General features: G+C 47.0%; 18 protein-coding genes. 8 read left to right on the forward strand and 10 right to left on the reverse strand.

What is annotated here, in order from left to right:
• Window positions 1–20 precede the first annotated feature (20 nt).
• Window positions 21–206, reverse strand: coding sequence for a hypothetical protein (locus KWJ01_RS12015; RefSeq protein WP_224996691.1), 186 nt, complete (start codon window positions 204–206; stop codon window positions 21–23).
• Between the two features lie 123 nt (window positions 207–329).
• On the opposite strand from KWJ01_RS12015, the gene KWJ01_RS12020 reads away from it, so the two are divergent.
• The 4 genes from KWJ01_RS12020 to KWJ01_RS12035 all read left to right on the forward strand — a co-directional run bounded on the left by KWJ01_RS12020 (window position 330) and on the right by KWJ01_RS12035 (window position 4,792).
• Window positions 330–1,385 (forward strand): class I fructose-bisphosphate aldolase, encoded by a 1,056-nt coding sequence (locus tag KWJ01_RS12020; protein ID WP_224996692.1) that lies wholly within the window; start codon window positions 330–332, stop codon window positions 1,383–1,385.
• A 29-nt stretch (window positions 1,386–1,414) separates the two neighbouring features.
• On the forward strand, window positions 1,415–2,254 hold the full coding sequence (gene accD, locus KWJ01_RS12025; RefSeq protein ID WP_224996693.1) for an acetyl-CoA carboxylase, carboxyltransferase subunit beta: 840 nt from the start codon (window positions 1,415–1,417) through the stop codon (window positions 2,252–2,254).
• 235 nt (window positions 2,255–2,489) lie between these two features.
• On the forward strand, window positions 2,490–2,972 hold the full coding sequence (locus KWJ01_RS12030) for a hypothetical protein (RefSeq protein ID WP_224996694.1): 483 nt from the start codon (window positions 2,490–2,492) through the stop codon (window positions 2,970–2,972).
• Between the two features lie 182 nt (window positions 2,973–3,154).
• The gene (locus KWJ01_RS12035; RefSeq protein ID WP_224996695.1) at window positions 3,155–4,792 is read left to right on the forward strand and encodes an ATP-binding protein; all 1,638 of its coding nucleotides are present in this window, start codon (window positions 3,155–3,157) and stop codon (window positions 4,790–4,792) included.
• An 89-nt stretch (window positions 4,793–4,881) separates the two neighbouring features.
• On the opposite strand, the gene KWJ01_RS12040 is transcribed toward KWJ01_RS12035, so the two are convergent.
• Window positions 4,882–5,769 carry an SDR family NAD(P)-dependent oxidoreductase gene (locus KWJ01_RS12040; protein ID WP_224996696.1) on the reverse strand — a complete coding sequence of 296 codons (888 nt, stop codon included), beginning with the start codon at window positions 5,767–5,769 and terminating at the stop codon, window positions 4,882–4,884.
• Between the two features lie 367 nt (window positions 5,770–6,136).
• On the opposite strand from KWJ01_RS12040, the gene KWJ01_RS12045 reads away from it, so the two are divergent.
• Entirely contained in the window at window positions 6,137–6,772 is a 636-nt protein-coding gene (locus tag KWJ01_RS12045) for a hemolysin III family protein (RefSeq protein ID WP_224996697.1), read from the forward strand.
• 61 nt (window positions 6,773–6,833) lie between these two features.
• On the opposite strand, the gene KWJ01_RS12050 is transcribed toward KWJ01_RS12045, so the two are convergent.
• Window positions 6,834–7,604, reverse strand: a complete 771-nt coding sequence (locus KWJ01_RS12050) for a hypothetical protein (protein WP_224996698.1) — start codon at window positions 7,602–7,604, stop codon at window positions 6,834–6,836.
• Between the two features lie 122 nt (window positions 7,605–7,726).
• Here KWJ01_RS12050 and KWJ01_RS12055 point away from each other — a divergent pair, with 122 nt between their 5' ends.
• Both KWJ01_RS12055 and nqrF read left to right on the forward strand, forming a co-directional pair.
• On the forward strand, window positions 7,727–8,719 hold the full coding sequence (locus KWJ01_RS12055; RefSeq protein ID WP_224996699.1) for a radical SAM protein: 993 nt from the start codon (window positions 7,727–7,729) through the stop codon (window positions 8,717–8,719).
• A gap of 144 nt (window positions 8,720–8,863) precedes the next feature.
• The gene (nqrF, locus tag KWJ01_RS12060; RefSeq protein WP_224996700.1) at window positions 8,864–10,165 is read left to right on the forward strand and encodes an NADH:ubiquinone reductase (Na(+)-transporting) subunit F; all 1,302 of its coding nucleotides are present in this window, start codon (window positions 8,864–8,866) and stop codon (window positions 10,163–10,165) included.
• 173 nt (window positions 10,166–10,338) lie between these two features.
• Here the strand turns inward: nqrF and KWJ01_RS12065 are convergent, their stop codons facing one another.
• The 5 genes from KWJ01_RS12065 to KWJ01_RS12085 form a co-directional block, all read right to left on the reverse strand.
• Window positions 10,339–10,968 (reverse strand): CatB-related O-acetyltransferase, encoded by a 630-nt coding sequence (locus tag KWJ01_RS12065; RefSeq protein ID WP_224996701.1) that lies wholly within the window; start codon window positions 10,966–10,968, stop codon window positions 10,339–10,341.
• 221 nt (window positions 10,969–11,189) lie between these two features.
• The gene (gene yidD, locus KWJ01_RS12070; RefSeq protein ID WP_224996702.1) at window positions 11,190–11,444 is read right to left on the reverse strand and encodes a membrane protein insertion efficiency factor YidD; all 255 of its coding nucleotides are present in this window, start codon (window positions 11,442–11,444) and stop codon (window positions 11,190–11,192) included.
• Window positions 11,445–11,545: 101 nt separating this feature from the next.
• The gene (locus tag KWJ01_RS12075) at window positions 11,546–12,130 is read right to left on the reverse strand and encodes a hypothetical protein (RefSeq protein ID WP_224996703.1); all 585 of its coding nucleotides are present in this window, start codon (window positions 12,128–12,130) and stop codon (window positions 11,546–11,548) included.
• Between the two features lie 64 nt (window positions 12,131–12,194).
• Window positions 12,195–14,657 carry a TonB-dependent receptor gene (locus tag KWJ01_RS12080; protein WP_224996704.1) on the reverse strand — a complete coding sequence of 821 codons (2,463 nt, stop codon included), beginning with the start codon at window positions 14,655–14,657 and terminating at the stop codon, window positions 12,195–12,197.
• 194 nt (window positions 14,658–14,851) lie between these two features.
• Entirely contained in the window at window positions 14,852–15,337 is a 486-nt protein-coding gene (locus KWJ01_RS12085) for a Fur family transcriptional regulator (RefSeq protein ID WP_224996705.1), read from the reverse strand.
• Window positions 15,338–15,452: 115 nt separating this feature from the next.
• Between KWJ01_RS12085 and KWJ01_RS12090 the strand changes: the two genes are divergently transcribed.
• Entirely contained in the window at window positions 15,453–16,463 is a 1,011-nt protein-coding gene (locus KWJ01_RS12090; protein WP_224996706.1) for a dipeptidase, read from the forward strand.
• Window positions 16,464–16,610: 147 nt separating this feature from the next.
• Here the strand turns inward: KWJ01_RS12090 and KWJ01_RS12095 are convergent, their stop codons facing one another.
• Both KWJ01_RS12095 and KWJ01_RS12100 read right to left on the reverse strand, forming a co-directional pair.
• Window positions 16,611–17,372 carry a hypothetical protein gene (locus KWJ01_RS12095; protein WP_224996707.1) on the reverse strand — a complete coding sequence of 254 codons (762 nt, stop codon included), beginning with the start codon at window positions 17,370–17,372 and terminating at the stop codon, window positions 16,611–16,613.
• A 278-nt stretch (window positions 17,373–17,650) separates the two neighbouring features.
• Window positions 17,651–19,885, reverse strand: coding sequence for a S9 family peptidase (locus KWJ01_RS12100; RefSeq protein ID WP_224996708.1), 2,235 nt, complete (start codon window positions 19,883–19,885; stop codon window positions 17,651–17,653).
• Between the last annotated feature and the right edge of the window lie 76 nt (window positions 19,886–19,961).

Here is a 19,961-nt window from a genome sequence, read left to right on the forward strand (position 1 = left end):
AAGAGTAGTAAAACAAAACTTTATTGCCGTGTGCGCACTTTAGGTCTTTTGGTTTTATTCACAACCTTATCGTGCTTCATTGCTTTATAATCGTTAAAGGTTTGGCGTTGCTGTGTTACATAAACTGTTTCACTACAGCTGGTACCAGCCAAAACTGTGCCAGCCAATCCTAAAACCAGTATCAGGCGTCTGTACAATTTGTTCATCTGCATAAAACTTGTTAAAATTGACTTAACACTCTAAAGGTAAGGTGTTGCAGAAGGGCATACCAGCGCAGATTGCACCGAACCGTACCTGTGTAATATTTTTTTGCCAAAACTTAAATTTTTATGGCAGTAAACATCGAACAATTACTGGGGCAGGAGGCAGAGGCTCTTTTGCACCACCGTAGCCAGACTATTCTTAAAGAAAGGCTCCATTTGCCGGGCCCCGATTTTATTGACCGGACCTTTGGTCAATCAAACCGCTCACCACAGGTACTGCGCAGCCTGGCGGCACTCTACAACGGTGGCAGGCTGGCGGGCACGGGCTATCTCTCTATTTTGCCGGTAGACCAGGGTATTGAACACACAGCCGGTGCTTCTTTTGCCCCTAATCCGGATTATTTTGATCCTGAAAACATCATAAGGCTGGCTGTGGAGGGCGGCTGTAATGCCGTTGCCACTACCTTTGGCAACCTGGCGCTGATGTCCAGAAAATGGGCACATAAAATCCCTTTTGTGGTTAAGATTAACCACAACGAGCTGATGACCTATCCCAACAAGTGGGACCAGATCATGTTTGGTTCTGTGGAAGAGGCCTGGAACCTGGGTGCTACGGCCATTGGCGCAACCGTATATTTTGGTGCCGAAGAGAGTAATCGCCAGATAGTGGAGGTAGCCGCAGCCTTTGAGCGTGCCCACGAGCTTGGCATGGCAACTATTCTCTGGTGCTACACCCGCAATTCAGATTTTAAGAAAGATGGTACCGATTACCATGTGGCAGCAGACTTAACCGGGCAGGCCAACCATCTGGGGGTAACCATGCAGGCCGATATCATCAAGCAAAAGCTCCCGGAAAACAATGGTGGCTTTAAGGCTATAGGCTTTGGCAAAACCCATCCGGAGATGTACAGCAAGCACTCTTCCGATAACCCCATAGATCTGTGCCGCTACCAGGTGGCCAACTGTTATATGGGCCGCATAGGTTTGATCAATTCGGGAGGTGCTTCTGGCGGTAACAGCGACCTTGCCGAGGCAGTTCGTACGGCCGTTATTAATAAAAGGGCCGGCGGACAGGGATTAATCAGCGGAAGAAAGGCTTTTCAGCGGCCAATGAACGAAGGAATTGAAATTTTGAACGCTATTCAGGAAGTTTACCTTTCTGAAGACGTAACGATTGCATAATTTTACGCGAAACTCATTGAGCACCTTATATGACGTGGTTTAAGAGAAAGGATAAAGGTATACTAACGCCCACTGAGGCAAAAAAAGAAGTACCCGACGGACTATGGTTTAAATCGCCAGGCGGCAAAATTGTTCATACGCGCGAGCTGAAAGACAATTGCTATGTTGTGCCTGACGAAAACTACCACGTACGGATAGGTTCTAAAGAGTACTTTGAGATCCTTTTTGATGATAATAAGTTTACCGAACTGGATGCAGACTTAACCTCTGCAGACCCTCTGCACTTTGTAGACAGCAAGCCTTATCCGCAGCGGATCGTGGCTTCGCAGAAAAAAACAGGCCTTAAAGATGCCGTACGTTCTGCAGTGGGCAAATCTAACGGACGGGACCTGGTGGTGTCGTGCATGGACTTTAGCTACATTGGCGGTTCTATGGGATCGGTGGTAGGTGAAAAGATTGCCCGCGCCATTGATTACTCCCTCAAGCATAAAATCCCATTCCTGATGATCTCCCGCTCCGGTGGTGCGCGCATGATGGAAGCGGGCTTTTCGCTGATGCAGATGGCCAAAACCTCTGCCAAGCTGGCGCTGCTTAATGAGGCTGGAATTCCTTATATCTCCCTGCTTACTGACCCTACCACTGGTGGTGTTACGGCTTCTTTTGCCATGCTGGGCGATTTTAATATTGCCGAACCCGGTGCACTGATCGGTTTTGCCGGGCCAAGGGTTATCCGCGAAACTATAGGCAAGGATCTGCCTAAGGGGTTCCAGAGTGCAGAGTTTGTGCTGGAGCACGGTTTTCTTGATTTTATTGTAGACCGCCGCAATCTCAAGAGCAAAATTACTTTGTTGCTGGGCATGCTTTCCTAAGCAGTGCAGCCAACATACAGTTATGAAAGCCGGTATAATGCCGGCTTTTTTAGTTTATACCAGCTACAATCATCATTTTCCCGTTATTTGACAAACCATGCCAAACCTAAATTAGTATTTATGTACATAGGACGTTGATAGCTGTAGCATTCAGCCGAAGTTACAGCCCTCGGCGAAATGGCGCAGCCATACGTATAAGTAAAAGACCAAAACATTATTTTTTAACTGACAGAATATGGATACTACATTATCAGACAGACGAATAACCTGGCCAATCATTATCCTTTACGGCATAATTGCCGCGCTCCCGGGTATTCTTGGCAACCTAATATATATATACCTCATTGGTGAGCCTATGAGCGATACCTATGAGCTTGGCTTTAACCAGGAATATATGACCCGCATCGGGATCTTTATATTTATGACGCTGGGCTTTCTTTCCTATTCAGGTATTATTTTCTGGATTACCAAACCAGACAGGTCAAGAAGCCTCTATAACGGTTTCAGGCTGGTGCTGGTAGGATACCTGGTAGAGGTGATCTTTTTATGGATTGTAGGTATTGAGTACAGAATGGCATATGCCTTTACACTGGCGGTATATTTTGTAGCAATTTTAATTGCCACCTTTACCCCTCTGATGCTTAAAGGCAGAAAAAAACACCTGAAAGACTGGGATGCTAGAAAAGGACCAGACTACGATAAGAAAACACGAAAATAACAGCATGTTAATCGCAAAAAATGCCTGATGCAGATACACAGCATCAGGCATTTTTTTTCTGATTCTGTAACATTCAACCTGAGAGTGTTAGATTATCTATGGAATTTATTATTATTATATTGGGAATAGCAGAAGGGCATTAAGATTATATCTAAGCTTGTATTTAATGTTAAATCACCAGTATGGTAGCCACTACAACTTTTGAAGAACAAGAAGACGCAAGGCTTCAGGAATTGCTTAGATATGCTATTCTGGATACACCGCAGGAGCAGGATTTTGAGGATGTGGTGAAGCTGGTTTCCTATATGTGCGAAGCTTCCATAGGGCTGGTGTCTTTTATTGATGAATGCAGGCAGTGGTTTAAGGCAAAAGTTGGTTGGGAGCAGTTTGAAACCTCCAGGGAGATTGCCTTTTGTGCTTACACAATCAGGGGGGAGGGTATTTTAGAGGTGCCTGATACCTTGCTGGATGAACGCTTTAAAAATAACCCCCTGGTTACATCAGCACCAGGGGTGAGGTTTTATGCAGGGGTGCCGCTGGTGAGTCCGCGTGGCTACAAACTCGGTACTTTATGTGTGTTGGATCACAAGCCCCGTAAGCTTTCAGATAAGCAGGTCTTTGGCTTGGTTGTGTTGAGCAAGTACATTATAAAACTACTTGAGCTTCGCCTTAATAAACAGAATTTATTATTAAGTCAGCAACAGCATTCGAACCTGCAGGAGGAAATGCAACGCCAGCAGCATGCACTTACCCGTGCACAGAGTGCAGCCAGTATCGGCATGTTTGAGTTAGACCTAAAGACCAATCTTATACAGGCTTCCGAAGGATTTGCCAATCTTTTCGGACTAAAGCTGGCTGATGCGTACTTGACCGATGAGGTTCTTTCCTGCATTCATCCCGATGATGAACAAGCCTTTCGTGAATATTTCAACAACCTTCTAAAAAGCAGTGAGAAGCGTCTGATGTATGACTACAGATGCAAAAAGAAAAACTCGGCACAGGAAGTTTGTATCCGCACAACGGGTGAAATTATCAGGAATAGAGCGGGTGAACCTTTAAAGATCATTGGTATAAAGCAGGATATTACTGAACAGAAGGGCTACGAAAAGAAGCTTGAAGATCAGAACGCAGAGCTGATAAAGGTAAACGAGGAGCTGGATAACTTTGTGTACCGTGTATCACACGATCTTAGAGCACCTATTTCTTCCCTGCTGGGCCTGGTAGAGGTTATATCGGCAGAGCAGGATATTAGCACCATAAAAGAGATGCTCCTGCTGGTAAAAAAGACACTGGAGAAGCAAGATAAGTTTATCAAAGATATTCTTGACTACTCCAGAAATGCCCGCCAGGAAGTGCAGTTCGTGGAAATAAACTTCAATGAGCTGCTGGAAGAGGTTTTTTCCCCTTTTGCTTACAGCCAGCCCGAAAAAGCCGAGTATTCTTTTGATGTTGAGCAGGATGCTCCTTTTTATACAGATGATTACCGCCTGAGCATCATTCTCAACAACCTGGTTTCTAACGCCTTCAAGTATCTTAAGCTAAACAGAGAAAATTCTTATGTGAAAGTCTATGTTAAAGCAAACCGTGCCGGGGCTACTATTGTGGTGGAAGATAATGGTATTGGCATTGAGAAAAAGCACCAGGAGAAGGTATTTAATATGTTTTACCGTGCCACGGACCAGCACCCTGGCTCCGGCCTTGGGCTTTATATAGTAAAAGAAACAGTCTCTAAGCTTAAAGGAACCATTGGTATCACGTCTGAAAGTGGGTATGGAACTACCATAACCGTAGAACTGCCAAACCTGGCTCCCAATCATTAGAAGAACGAACTACAGGCAAGTTTAGCTGTAGCATATAAAAACAAAGGGAGCCCGCTGCTCCCTTTGTTGTATGCCACTCAAGGCTGTTTCTAAACCCGATCACGGGTTTTGCTGCCGGGCCAGCGTACTTCTGTGGCGCCTGCCATGGAGTGGCGCAGGTTGAGCTGACCTTCAGGCTGTTTCTTCATGCTTTCGTGTGCTTTTTCGCCCACGCTGCCTTTTGCCACCGTAATGCCACCATCGGCAAAGAAAAGTGCACCGGTAACAAAGGAGGCTTCGTCTGATGCCAGGAAGAGGTACACATTGGCCATTTCTTCCGGTGTGCCTCTGCGGCCCATTGGGGTAGCATTCACCATCAATTGTTCATCTTCCTTAGCCATGGGACCCTCTTCTTTTCGGGTCCAGGCGGTATCGATGGCACCCGGGCATACACAGTTTGCCCGTACCCCATGCTGCGACTGCTCTACAGCCACCCCTTTCATAAAGGCATGAATGAAACCTTTTGTGCCACCATAGGGCGTGTTCTTGGCAATACCCAGCTGCCCTGCCTCTGAGCCCGCCGATACAATGCAGCCCTGTGTTTTTTGCAGTTCTGGCAGGGCCATGCGTGTCATCATAAAGCAGCTGCGGATGTTGTTTCGCAACAGGTTGTCAAATACCTCAATGTCGTACTGCTGCAGTTCTTTCATATCCGGGAATACGCCGGCATTGTTAATCAGGATGTCTAATTTTCCGAACTTCTCAACCGCCAGCCGTACGCAGCGCATGGCATCGTCGGCATCGGCAACATCGCCCATAAAGCCGGCAGCCTGGCCGCCTTCTTCTGTAATTTCCTGCACTACCTCGTTTACAGGATCCTCTGGCATGCCTGCCACCATTACCTTAGCACCCTCGCGGGCAAATTTCTTGCAAATGGCTTCACCTATGCCGGTGGCGCCACCGGTTACTATTGCTACTTTACCTAAAAGTCTTTCCATGGTTTTATAATTTTCTGTTTAAAAAAGTAATCATAAAAAGAAATTAAAAGCAGGGGCTATGGTTTGTGGCTGGCTGTAAAAAATTTGTTAAACCTTTGTGCATGAGTAATAAAGAATGCACACTGCAGGGATTTTGCCGTGCCCTTTCCTGTATTTTGAATGCTCTCTTACCCTGTAAAGCCATTGGCAGCTGCACTAAACCTAACTTTGAGACGTTAAGAGCCAAAGGCCAGTACTGCCACATTTTTAACAGGCATTTAAGTGTAAAAGAGAACAGGAATTGATTTATATCATATTTTCCGCTTTTACCTAAATCTAAATTGCAGCCTTTTTGAACAGCTACTGATCATACAGACCCAAATCAAACATGCATATAACACATCAGCTTAAAGAAGAAATTGCCAACGCCCTTACCCATGGCATAGGCATACTGGCCGGCGCCGTTGGCGGTGCGGTGCTTATTACACTGGCAGCGCTCTATGGAGATGTGTGGCAGATTATAAGCGCTGCAGTGTTTGTGGCTGCGCTGGTGTTGCTCTATACAGCCTCTACCTTATACCATGCCATACAGCATGCCGTCGCAAAATCGCGCCTGAAGGTGCTGGACCACTGCGCCATCTTTATACTTATTGCCGGTACCTACACCCCCTTTACGCTGGTTACCCTAAAAGGCGCATGGGGCTGGAGCCTGTTTGGTGTTGCTTGGGGGCTGGCAGCCCTGGGCGTAGTTTTCAAGCTTTTCTTCACCGGCCGTTATGAGAAGCTTTCTACCGCCATATACATAGCCATGGGTTGGATGGTGCTCGTTGCCATGAAGCCACTGCTTGAGGCCCTGCCGCTGCAAAACTTTTTATGGTTGCTGGCAGGAGGTTTATTTTATACGGCTGGTACTTATTTCTATCATAAGGATAATCGCCTGAAGTACGGTCATGCTATATGGCACTTGTTTGTGCTAGGTGGCAGCGTTTGCCATTTTGTGGCCGTTATGCTGCAAGTTGTATAACTATAGGTTCCGCTTATGGTGTGCTGAAGGCTTAGCAATCAAAAAATACTCACTTAAGTTATTAAGATTTAAAAGTGACTAACCTTATTGGCACTTTTAGTTGTGCGGCAAAATAACTGCCACGACTGCCCAGTCGCGCACTGAAAGTGTCTCTGCCCCTGTATTCCTTTATCTCCATTTCGGCAACACGCCTTAACCCCTGGTTGTACAACAGTGTAAGGTGGAGTTTGTCTCGCTTGCGGTTGTAGAACTGGAGGGATAGGCCGCCAAATACAGAAAAATTCTGAAAGTGCTGCGGCAGGATGTAGTGCCTTACAAATATTTGTTGCCCATAATTAACACTTTCTATGCCTTCTGTTGTTGTTACGTGGCTCAGGCTAATGCCGGTTATGGCTTTGAGCCTGAAAAGAGCCAGGAAATAATAGCCATGCGCAGTGCTGTTTTTGCCGAAGAATTTTGGGCGCTCACTCATCGGGAAGAGGCGTACATCCTTAAGTAACCATTCTATGGCGAGCGGAAATTCACTTTGTTCTATGCTTGCGGCGTAACGGTGGCTACCGTACAGGCTATAGTTGATATCGATCCTGCTGTTTTGGTACCCGGCGTAAATGTCTGTCTTATTATTAGCTCTATAGAAAAATTCAATTCCCCAGCCTAAATACAAGTTATGGTTATTATACCGGAAGGCCGTATGCTGGTCTTTGTGTATCAGGTGTTCTACAGGAGAATTGAGCAGCATGCCGGGCCTGAAGTAAAGTTCCTTTTGTGCAAAGGCGGTTGTGATGATACCAAGGCAAAAGATCAGGCAGCTTAGTTTCTTAGGCAGGTGCATGGCGTATTGATAAGGTGCTTCTGTTGTGGATGTATTGTTATAACTGCTTCCAACATTGTGTTATTGCTCTCCTTGTTGATCAAATGTTTTTTCCCCTGCCCCCTCTTCTGTACCTTTACCACATGCGTTTAGTTCGCCACCCTGTACTCTGCAACTACTATGTAACCTACCGCTGCAATGCCAGCTGTAGCTTTTGCGATATATGGGAGCGCCCTTCACCCTATGTTACGCCGGAGCAGGTTAAACAAAATCTGGAGCAGCTGCGCAAACTGGGCGTGAGGGTAATAGATTTTACAGGTGGCGAACCCCTGCTGCACCGCCAGATAGATGAACTGCTGCGGCTGGCCAAGAGCATTGGCTTTATCACCACCCTTACCACCAATGGCCTGCTGTACCCCAAATGGGCACAGCGCCTGCGGGGGCTGGTAGATATGCTGCATTTTTCCCTTGATTCTCCCCATAAAGAGGAGCATGACACCAGCCGGGGAGTTGCCTGCTATGATTTTGTGGTAGAAAGCATTAAGGTTGCGAAAAGCCTGGGTGAGCGGCCTGATATACTGTTTACTGTGATGGAAAGCAATGTGCACCAGATCGGGGAGGTGTACGATAAATTTAGCAGACCCAACGGGCTGGTACTTATCCTGAATCCCATCTTTAATTATAACCAGGTAGCTACCGGGGGCGGCCTTTCTGCCCAAAGCCTGCAGGCGCTTAAGCGCTGGGGCCGAAAGCCAGGGGTATACCTGAATGAAGGTTTTGTAGGCCTGCGGCAGGATGGCGGTAACAAAGTGGAAGATCCTGTGTGCCTGGCAGGGAGTACTACAGTGGTGATTTCTCCTGAAAACAAGCTGGTATTGCCCTGTTATCACCTGGGCCTGCAGGAGTTTCCGATAGAGGGAGCGCTTTACGCGCTTTACAGGTCGGAAGCCGTTCAGGAGCTTATTGCTCAGGAGGGGCGGCTGCCACAGTGCCAGGGCTGTACCATTAACTGTTATATGCAACCTTCCTTTGCTGTAAAAGTGAATAAATACTTCTGGCAGGCCCTGCCCAGTACTTTAAAATACAACCTGATGAAAGGCACCTGGAAAGGGCTTTTCAGGCAAAAAGCACTCTAAAGCCAAATGCCAGGAAAAGCCGAACAACCGCTTAAAAAGCAGTGTTCAATACGTAGGAAAAAAACTGAACTTTACTGATTTAATTGCCCTTTGTTGGGTATATTTGCGCCAAATTAGATCTTAAACCCATTTTAAGAGAAATACATGAGTCCAGAAATCATTGCTGCCATTGTTGCGTTTGCTGTGGTTATTTTGCTCCTTGTGCTGATCCTGTTGTTCGCTCAGTCCAAGCTAGTGCAGTCCGGAGACGTACGCATTGTGGTGAATGGCGACGAAAATGAGCCAATGGTAGTATCGGCAGGTGGTACGCTCCTGAGCACCCTGTCGGCGCAGAAAGTGTTTTTGCCTTCTGCCTGTGGTGGTGGCGGTACCTGTGCCATGTGTAAATGCGTGGTAGAAGAAGGTGCCGGCGAAGTGCTACCCACAGAGGTTGGCCACTTAAGCCGTACCGAGCAGCGCGAAAACGTACGCCTGGCCTGCCAGGTAAAGGTGAAGAACGATATGCGCATTCGCATACCGGAAGAGATCTTCGGTATCAAGAAGTGGGAGTGCGAAGTGGTATCGAACTACAACGTTTCTACCTTCATCAAAGAGTTTGTGGTGCGCCTGCCGGAAGGTGAAAGCATGCACTTCGAGCCGGGTGGTTACATCCAGATCGACGTTCCTGCCATCACGGTTAACTTCAAGGACATGGACATCACGCCTAAGCCTGAGCTGAACCACAAGCCAGACGTTTATAAGTCTGACTGGGATAAGTTCCAGATGTGGGGCCTGACCATGAAGAACGATGAGCCGCTGTTCCGCGCTTACTCCATGGCTAACCACCCTGCCGAGGGAGACATCGTTATGCTTACCATCCGTATTGCCACACCACCATGGGACCGTGCCAATAACCGCTGGATGGATGTAAACCCTGGCGTTTGCTCTTCTTATGTATTCTCTCGCAAACCTGGCGATAAAGTAACTATTTCCGGTCCTTACGGTGAGTTCCACATCAACCCAACCAAGCGTGAGATGATCTACATTGGTGGTGGTGCTGGTATGGCTCCGCTGCGTTCGCACATCTTCCACCTGTTCCATACAGAGAAGACCGACCGCAAAGTGAGCTACTGGTACGGTGGCCGCTCTAAAAAAGAGCTTTTCTACACCAACCACTTCCGTAGTATTGAGAAGGACTTCCCGAACTTCCGCTTCTACATTGGCCTTTCCGAACCACTACCGGAAGACAACTGGCAGGTGAAAAAGGCGCTGGACGATAGCGGCGATGGTTATGTTGGCTTTATTCACCAGGTGCTGTTCGATAACTACCTGAAGACTCATCCCGAGCCAGATGAAATTGAGTACTACCTCTGCGGACCTCCAATGATGAACGCTGCGGTACTTAAAATGCTCGACGATATGGGTGTACCTAAAGAAAATATCCGCTTCGACGACTTCGGTGGTTAATTTGCGGTAACGTTAAAAGAAAGCCTCTCCCGGTAAAGGAGAGGCTTCTTTATTTTATTGGCTTGATGAATAAGCTTTTCAGGCAGTATGCAGGTTAAAAACGCTTCCTGCTGATAGTAACTTTTTATAAAGGGCTACAGCTTAGAAAATGCATCTGTACAGCCTGATTGTGGCTATACTGCTTTTTCCAGGCCATTAATATCATTGCCGGTGAGCAGCTGTACATTGCGGGTGATTTTTTCTATTGGCCAGTCCCACCAGCGTATGTTGAGGAGACGTGAGGTATCCTGCTCACTAAAGCGCCTGCGGATCGTAACAGCAGGATTACCTGCAACAATGGTATATGGTGGTACATCTTTGGTTACAACAGCATAAGCGCCAATAATGGCACCATCACCAATGCTTACACCCGGCATAATGGCGGCTTTATAGCCTAGCCACACATCGTTACCAATAACAGTATTGCCTTTGGATGGGTAAGCCTTGCCCTCCATGGCCTCCTGCCAGCCCTGCCCGAATATAGCAAAGGGGTAACTGGAGATGGCGTTGGTCAGGTGATTGGCGCCATTCATGATGAACTGTACATCTGAAGCGATCATACAGAATTTGCCAATAATGAGCTTATCGCCCGTAAAGTCAAAAAGGTATCTTACATTCTTCCTGAAATTATCAACACTCCTGAAATCATCGTAGTAGGTGTAATCGCCTATGCTGATGTTAGGAGCTTTAATGATATTCTTCAGAAAGCAAAGCTTATCATAATGCTTTAGAGGAAAGGCGGTAGCGGGATCAGGTCCTGTCATAATCAGAAATAAATAGGATGGCTGGGAATTGGAGTAAGGCTAAAGTTATTGAAAACAGTATCTAATGTAGATGTATTGTATTGGATTATATAGGTAAGATATTGAATTCTATTACATAGCTCTAAAATATTTTTCAGCTTATTCCTACAGGTATTGACGATAGAATAACTGCTCTGGAATTAAAAGCAAAGGATTGCCAGATAGCAGCAGCACTGCAGAAATCAGTGGCTATGGCTTTTACGTTTGGGTACGGGATCATAGCCGTGGGTGCCCCAGGGATGGCAGCGGCCTATGCGCTTAAGCCCCATCCAGGTGCCTTTAAATGGTCCCCACTCCTGTATGGCCTCTATCATGTAAGTAGAGCAGGTAGGGGTATGGCGGCAGCTCTGGCCCAGCAAAGGAGAGATGGCAAGCTGATAAAAACGTACCAGCCCTGTGAGTACAACAGCAATAAGCTTTTTCAGCAGTCGGATCATTACTTGTAAAAGCCTAAAGTAGCTACTTTTAGTTCAGATAAAAAAGAAAAGCTACCGGTTGCAGACCGGTAGCTTCAACCTATTTATAGGCCGGCTTCATACTATTCAACTGTTACAGCCCAGGTAATATCCACATCTGTTTCTCCGTCGTTAACAGTAGAGGTGGCTGACTTAATGTTTGGCTGATGTTTCAGCACCATCCTGAATGTGCCGCTGGCTGGTTCTCCGGTGGTCCAGGTGGTGGCAAGACCAACCGGCTGATTATTGCTGTCGGTATCACCATAATCTACAGTGTTGCTGCGATTGCTAATGTTGCCGGTGCCGGTGGGGCTATCAAACAGCTGATCGCTCCAGCCAAAGAAAAACAAATGCTCAGCAGCTTCTTCCTGCACTTCCTCTGTGATATTCTCGCCATTCGGGCCATATAGTTCTATGGTGAGATCATATTCTGTATTTGCCTGAAGCACAACCGGATCTACTACGGGTAATGTAGGGCCTTCGGGGTCTGTCCAGTCGAAAGTAAGTGCATCAGCACCATCGGCAGGCGTAAAAGTAAGGGTTACCTGGCTAATTACTTCTTCTTCGTTTTCAAGTGCTGGTACGTCGTCATCATCAGAACATGCCATCAGTACCACAAAGGGGAGCAGTAGCAGAATAAATGAAAAAATGTTTTTTGCAGCTTTCATGATAAATAATTTAATTATTGCAACAGTGATGCAAATATATAAAACTCATGGGAGTAAAAAAGTTTTAAAAATTATATTTAACAGAAACGACAAAGTTCCTGCCAGGTTCATCGGCAAAATAACGCAGGCGGTTAGTATAGTCGCGGTAGGAGGTGTTTAGCAGGTTGCGTACTTCAAGGCCATAGGTCAATTTGCCTTTTTCAATGCTGCCTGCAAGGTTTAGCAGGAAATATCCTTCCGGGGCAGCCATCAAGTCAAAACCATTTTCTGCTGTGGCAAATATTTCTGTATCATCTCCGGCAGACTCCAGCAGCTGGGCGGGTGTAATGACAGGCGGTGCAAGGTACTGCCTGAAGGTGTAGGATGGCTCCAGCCCGGCAGTAAAGTTACTGAACTTGCCAAGCCTGGCCTGCTTATAAGCTAATGTGTAGGCAATGCGGTTAGCAGGCAGGCCTAGAAAGCGTTCGTTGTTTTTTACATCTGTAGCATACAGGAACGAAAAGCGCAGGGCAGATTCCCATAAATTGTTGTGCTGTAAGGCAAAGCTGCCATCTACGCCTGCCAGTAAGGCATTGGTTTGGTCGTAGATGAAAAACGGAAAAGGCCCCCTGGAGATTACAGTAATACCTGCAGGCTTACTGTAAATATAGTTTTGCAGATAGTTTACGTATGCGGTAAGCTCTGCCGTGGTTCCGTTGCGCTGATAGCTGTAGGTGTTTACCCATTTGTAGCTTAACTCACTGTTGGCAGCCCGTTCGGCCTGGGAAAAAACACCAGAGACTCCTTCGTGAAAGCGCAGCAGGCCATATTCTATAACAGTTTCGTGTTTGCCGTAGCTGTACAATTCGGCCATGTTGGGTGGTCGCCAGGCCAGGCCAAGGTTAGATTGTATGGTAGACCAGTTATTCATTGGCTTAAGAAAGCCTGTGCTGGCTGTAATACTGCTGTAGTTTAATTCATGGCGGAATATATCCTGGTTTTGATCTCTTCCCCTCACAGAGCTCTGCTGAATGTCAAAGCGTACACCCAGGTCGAAAATGGTTTCTCCTGCCTGAATTGATTCTGCCAGGTAGGCGCCCAGGTTAAGGTTGTTGTAGTTGGGTAGAAAAGGCGTTGTGTTGGTGCCGGCTATATTATTATTATCCTGCAATTGTAGCTGTACACCTGCTGATCCCTTAAGGTTGCCTATGGCCGGGTGGTTCCAGTCGGCTTCGAAAGAATGGGTGAGCAATTGCAGGTTAATAGAAGGCAGCTGGTTGTTGGTTCCTCTCCTTACATCATACTCCTGCCGTTCATTTAACTGGAAGCCATACTGAAAATCCAGGCTGCTGTTATGGAAAGTATAGCTGCCATCGAGTTTCAGGAGGTGGTGTAGTACCTCCTGGTTAGGTGTATTTATGTTATAGGAGAAGCCGCTGGTGTAGGCAGGTGGTTCGTTGTTAATGGCAAAAGCTAAGTCGTTTAAACTTCCCACCACGGAACCTCTGAGGATGCCCAGTTTTTGCTGAAAGTAACTGTAGTGTGCCCTAAGGTCAAGCTGCCGTCTGTGGTAAAGTGCGCCTGCAGAAAAGCTAAGTTCCCTGGCACCTGTATTGGTAAGGTTATAATCAGGGGTGTGTAAATCGCCCTGAAACAGGCCGGAAGCCTGGGCAAGCCAGGCAAAGTTAGAGTAGCCTTCCTGCAGCAGCAACGTACCCCCGGCGGCACGTCCGTTGGATTGCAGCCTTAGTCCGGCCCTCCCACTCAGCGGAGCTGTTAATTGAGGCTGTGGCGGGTTAACTACAATTACCCCACCTAAGGCACCAGGGCCATATTTTACCGAGGCGGCACCTTTAATAAGGCTTATGTTGCTGACCTGCGAGGGGTCTATTTCGGGGGCATGTTCGGCACCCCAGTTCTGGCTCTCGTGCCGTATACCGTTGTTGATGATGAGAATGCGGCTGCTGTGCAGACCATGAATTACCGGTTTCACCACATTCTGGCCGGTGCTGAGGGTAGTTACACCAGAGAGTCTGCTTAGCAGGTTGCCCAGGCGCTCGCCCTGGCTGTTCTCCAGCTCTTCGGGGCCTATGGTGGTAGCTGTTACCGATGCCATACCGCTCTCCATTTGCCTGCCTTCCACTACAATGCTTTCCAGCTGCGCTTCTTCGGGCGAGAGGTAAATTACGGGATCGTTGTGGTAAAGATCGTGGTGATGGGTAACTGGCTTGTAGCCAACAAAAGAAACCACCAGGTCAAATTCATCGTCGCAGAGGTTGTGGAGGTGAAACACACCCTCATCATCGGCGATAGTGCCAACGCTTGACCCCTTTAGCTGCACAGTTGCAAAGGGTAGGGGCTCCTGGGTGAGCTGGTCTACCACCCGTCCGGCCATATCGCAGCTGCAGTCAGTAATACATTTTGGCTTTTGCTGCTGGGCAGCCAGTGGAAGTGCTGCTAAAACCAGGAGAATAAACCCCAGCATGCTTACAAAAAGTCTGTTCTTTTTAAACATCCAGCTGATGGTGGTGCCTATGTATTCTTTCAAATCAGTGAAAAGCTTAGATAACAGCAATGCAGTGCCAGCAATCCTCTTTTACTTAAAAATAAAGTCGGCGCTTCAAAGGTAATGAAAACCGATACATTATTGCAACATTAGTGCAATTACAATTAAGGAACGTTTAAAAGTGCCTGCCTTGTATTGATGGGCTTATTTGCTTATGATTTTTTCTGTGCCGGAAACTAATTGCTGCTTATCACGCATTCGGGGCAAATCCCGTCAATCAGGAGCTTTGCATCACCAAACACATAGCCTTTTGGCAGCTTAACGTCCGGGATGGCAACTTCTGGCAAACAGAGGGTTTTTGAGCAGCTGGAGCAGCGGAAGTGTACGTGCTCATCGTGATGTTCATGTTCTGAACAGCCGGTTCTGCAAAGGGCAAAGCGGGTTGTGCCGGAGTCGTCGAGTACCTTGTGTAATAAGCCGCTTGCCTCGAAGGAGCGCAAAATGCGGTAGAGCGTTATTCTGTCGAACTGGGAGGGAAGCATCTTTTCAAGCTCTGCCTGGGTGAGGGCCGTATCATGCTCGCGAAAGAGTTGTAGCACCTCTCCTCTCTGTTTGGTATAGCGCAGGCCTGTGCCGCGTAACATGTCTTTTAATGGGGCTTCTTCCACACCTAATGATTCTTCTATTTCAAAAATACTAAAGAGTACAGGTATTTCCATCATTTTTGACAAAAAGCACGTTTTACTATCTTGCACACCTGTATTTAACCTTAACAGCTATAACACCGGCAAATGTTTCTTGTTGAGCAAAGCTGGTACTTGTTTAACCATTCTTTCTATGAAACAACCTTCTGTTGCAAATTTACCGGTTTTTGACCTGCATTGCGATTTGCTGGCTTACCTGCGCGAAGTACCCCATGCAGACCCTGCTGGTACTGAAGATATGGGTGCTACCATTCCCTACCTGCAAAGGGGAGGTGTTAAGCTGCAGGTAATGGCAATTTATTCAGATGTACGGAAGGGCAGTGTGCAAAAGGCCTGGGACCAGGCGCAGCTGTATTGCCGCCTTATGCAGGATTATGCCGATTACCTGCTGCCTGTGACCCGCCGGGAGCACCTGCAGCAGCTGGCTACGGGCAGTAAAATAGGAACCATTGTGGCTATTGAAAATGCTGCAGGCCTGTGCGAAGAGGATGAGCCTCTTGATAAAACTTTTGAAAGGCTGGAGTCTATAGCAGCAAAGGTAGAGCGTATCTTTTACATTGGTATTACCCACCATACAGAAAACCGCTTTGGCGGTGGCAACTACAGCGAGGCAGGTTTAAAGGATGACGGTAAAGTACTGCTCGAGTATCTTTCCGGTAAAAATATAGCCATAGACCTGGCCCACACCAGCGACGCGCTTGCCGAAGGTATCTTTAATTACACAGCGCAGCGCAACCTTAAGGTGCCACTGATAGCCAGCCACTCTAACTTCAGAAAGGTGTGGGAGCACAGGCGCAACCTGCCCGAAGAGTTTGTGCAGGAGCTCATAAAACGTCAAGGGCTTATCGGTATTAACTTTTTGCGTGCCTATGTGCATGAAGAAGATCCGCAGGCGCTGCAGGCGCATATTATGTATGGTTTGGAGCAGGGGGCCGAAGACCTGCTGAGCTTTGGTGCAGACTTTTTCTATACCAGGGATATGCCGGATAAAAGCCGTATTCCTTTTTACTTCCAGGAGCATGAAAATGCAGGCAGGTACCCGCAGATATTACAGCAGCTGGCAGAGAAGGGTTTAAGCATGGAGCAGTTGCGAAAGCTTAGTTACGGAAACGCCTATCGCTTTCTTGATGATTTGATGGCCTGATGAAAATTTGTAGTAAAGGAATCAGGAATCAGGAATCAGGAATCAGGAATCAGGAAATTTTATTATAAGAACTAAGCAAAGAAGCCGCCCCTGTATTGGAGCGGCTTCTTTTGATTGGCCGAAGTGAGATAAGGTGCAAAGAGTGTTTTATGCTCCGGCAATGCGATGCTGCGGATTTGTAACCAATCTTGGTGCTACTTCTTCCTCCAGTCTGGCTACTTTAAAAACTTTTCTGGATCTGTGGTCGCAATAGGCACAGCAGTAGTGTTTTACCAGTTCTCCCTCGGTGCTGGTGGTTGGGGCCAGAACCAGCTCTTCGCGTTTCACTTTAAAGGTTTGGTAGTTACACTCGGGGCACTGCAGTGCGTGCAGGTGACCATCGTACTTTTCTATGCGGGTAAAGCCTGTGGCTTCGTCTAACCATACGTCATAGTCAATTGCATGCAAGTTTTCTTCTGCCTGCATACCCGGCTCCAGGTGCACATCTTCTTCTTCCTCGCTAAGCAGCTTCATTAAGTTGCCGTTGCTTGGGTTTATGCGTGGAGAGTAACGCAGTTCCTTTAAACGTTTTTCAATGTAAAAGGGGTAGTAGAATTTAAGCAGGTTCTGTACAATCACACCCAGAATTATGCCGAACATAATGCTAACAAAGATGCGGGTGAAAATCCACAGGGGTTCTGCTTCAAGTGCAATGGTGTTGGCATAAACTGCCGCCGCTGCAATTAGTGCAAGTGCGCTGTACCATAGCATATCAATCTCATTGCGAATGATAAAGTCATACTTATCTTTCTTTTCCTTTTGAGTTGATAAACGTACTATATAGTACAGCAAAATAGCCAGTCCGGTGCCGCCTGCAGCCAGGGCCACATAAGGACCAGCTTGATACCAGGTTTGTAATGCTGTTTCCATTTTTATATGAATTTTGGTTTAAGTTCCGGTTTATATAGAGGAGATCTTCTCTTACCTGTTGAAATAATACACAGGTGCTTTTTTGTATGTATATACCGGAATTAATAAAAAGGTAACCGCTGATATGCAAAATATTTTGCATTTATATCGTGTGATGTAAAAATTATCTAAGGAGGCTCCCCTGTTGGTGTATGTAAGGAATGGGGATGTTTTGTCAGTGTTTAAACAAAAAAAGCTATCCCTAAGGATAGCTTTTACAACAGAATGGGCTGGCCCTGTTAAAGATTGTTTTTCACATAGTCAGTCATCATCTGAAATAAATGTAGGCTGGTGTTGCCTCCCCTGATGCTGTGTGCCCTGTTAGGATAGTAAAACGACTGGAACTGCTTGCCTGACTCTATAAGCACATCCTGCAGGGCAACTGCATTCTGAAAATGCACATTGTCGTCGCCGGTACCATGAATCAGCAGAAAGTTCCCTTTTAACTTATCGGCATGTGTGATCGGAGAGTAGGCATCGTAGCCTTCAGGATTCTCCTGCGGGGTTTTTAAATAACGTTCGGTATAAATGGTGTCATAGAAGCGCCAGTTTGTAACAGGGGCAACTGCTATGCCTGTTTTAAATACATCGTTACCAATGAAAGTTGCCAGCGACGACATATAGCCACCATAACTCCAACCCCAGATGCCAATGCGGCTATCATCTACATAAGGCAGGGTAGCCAGGTATTTGGCTGCTGCTATCTGGTCTTCTACCTCCAGCTTACCCATCTGGCCATAGGTAAGGTGCTTAAAGTCTCTGCCGCGGGCGCCGGTTCCGCGGTTGTCTACCGAGACTACCAGGTAACCCTGGTCGGCCATATAGCTGTGCCATGCTTCGCGAAGGGTGCTGAAGTTATTTAAAACAGTCTGGCTTCCCGGACCGCCATACACATACATCAGCACGGGGTACTGTTTGGTGGCATCGAAATTGGAGGGGCGTATCATGTAGCCATTCAGTTGGGTGCCTTCTTCTGTCTGGAAGTTAAAGAACTCCTTGGTATTCAGGTTAATGGCGTTAAGGCGCTGGCGCAGGCGTTCATTATCTTCCAGAATCTTAACCAGTTCGCCCTGTGGTGCACGGTGCAGCGATACAGTAAGTGGTTCTGTTGCAGAAGAATGGTACTGGATATAATAGCTAAAGTCGGGGCTCATGCTGATGTCTACCACGCCGGCCTCATTGCTTAGCTTGGTTTTATTTTTGCCCTTAAGGCTGATGCTGTAGAACTGGCGCTCCAGGGGAGAATCTTCAGAAGAAATAAAATATACCAGCTTCTTTTTCTCATCAACACCTACCAGGTCTGTTACTTCCCAGTTGCCGGTGGTAATCTGCCGGATCAGCTCACCATTCATTTTGTGGTGGTATATATGCTTGTAGCCATCCTGCTCACTGGTGCGCACAAAACCTTTGCCGTCCTTCAGGTACTTCAGATTATCGTTATAGCCCAGGTCTACGTAGGTAGCTGCTTTTTCTGAAATGATTACCGTAGCATTGCCAGTAGCAGCATCGGCATGAAGCAGCTCCAGCTGGTTTTGCAGGCGGTTCATGCGAATAAAGGCCAGCAGATCGGGGTTGGCAGTCCAGTAAATGCGGGGCAGGTAAATGTCTTTCTCCTCACCGGTCTGTACCTGCACAGTTTTTTTGTCGGGCAGGTTGTACACCAGTATGTTTACTTCTGAGTTCTTTTCACCCGCCTTTGGGTATTTGAACTTATAATCCTGGGGGTAGAGCTGGCCCTGGCGCACATCTGTCCAGAGCTGCATGTTGTACTCAGGCACTTGGCTTTCGTCGAAGCGGTAAAAAGCTATTTTGCGGCTGTCGGGCGACCAGAAAAAGCCTTTCGCAAAAGAAAACTCCTCTTCGTATACCCAATCGGCACCGCCGTAGATAATTTCGTTAAAGCGGCCATCGGTGGTAACAGCCACCTCCTGCATATCGGAAAGCTCTTTGTAATAAAGGTTGTTGTTGCGTACATAGGCTACTTTGCTGCCATCAGGTGAGAAGGTAGCATACATTTGCTTATCGCCGCTTGCCAGGGGCTTCAGGTCACCGGTGGTAAGGTCGTAAATGTAATAGTAAGCCTTGGTAGAGTGGCGGTAAATGCCTTCCTCTTCGGTAGCAAGCAGTGCCTTGGTTTCATCGGCGCTAAGGCTGTAATCAGAAAAGCGGAAGGTGCCATTCTGGCCGCTGGCGGCAAGCTTGCTGCCATCTACCAGTGTGGCTACCGGTTCGCCGGTAGTAATATCATATTTTACCACATCCTGGGTGTTGGTCTGCGGGTTTGGGCGCAGGGAGGTGTAGTAGCGGCCGTCTTTCATCCAGTTAATGCCTCGTACGCTTTGCTGGCTAAAAACATTACGCTCAAAGAGGTCCTCCAATGATGGTGATTTTTTCTGCTGTGCATAAGCTGCCGCTGATACCATCATCAGCAGTAAAAGCAGGCCTGTTAAGCTTTTCTCTATTTGGTTAATCATTAGTATTGAAAATGAAAATTATCAATTTGCGCCTAAATATAACGAAACAACCAAACCGGCAGGTATATAACTGAAA

The sequence above is a fragment of the Cesiribacter sp. SM1 genome (genome assembly GCF_020178975.1).
Taxonomy (GTDB): domain Bacteria; phylum Bacteroidota; class Bacteroidia; order Cytophagales; family Cyclobacteriaceae; genus Cesiribacter.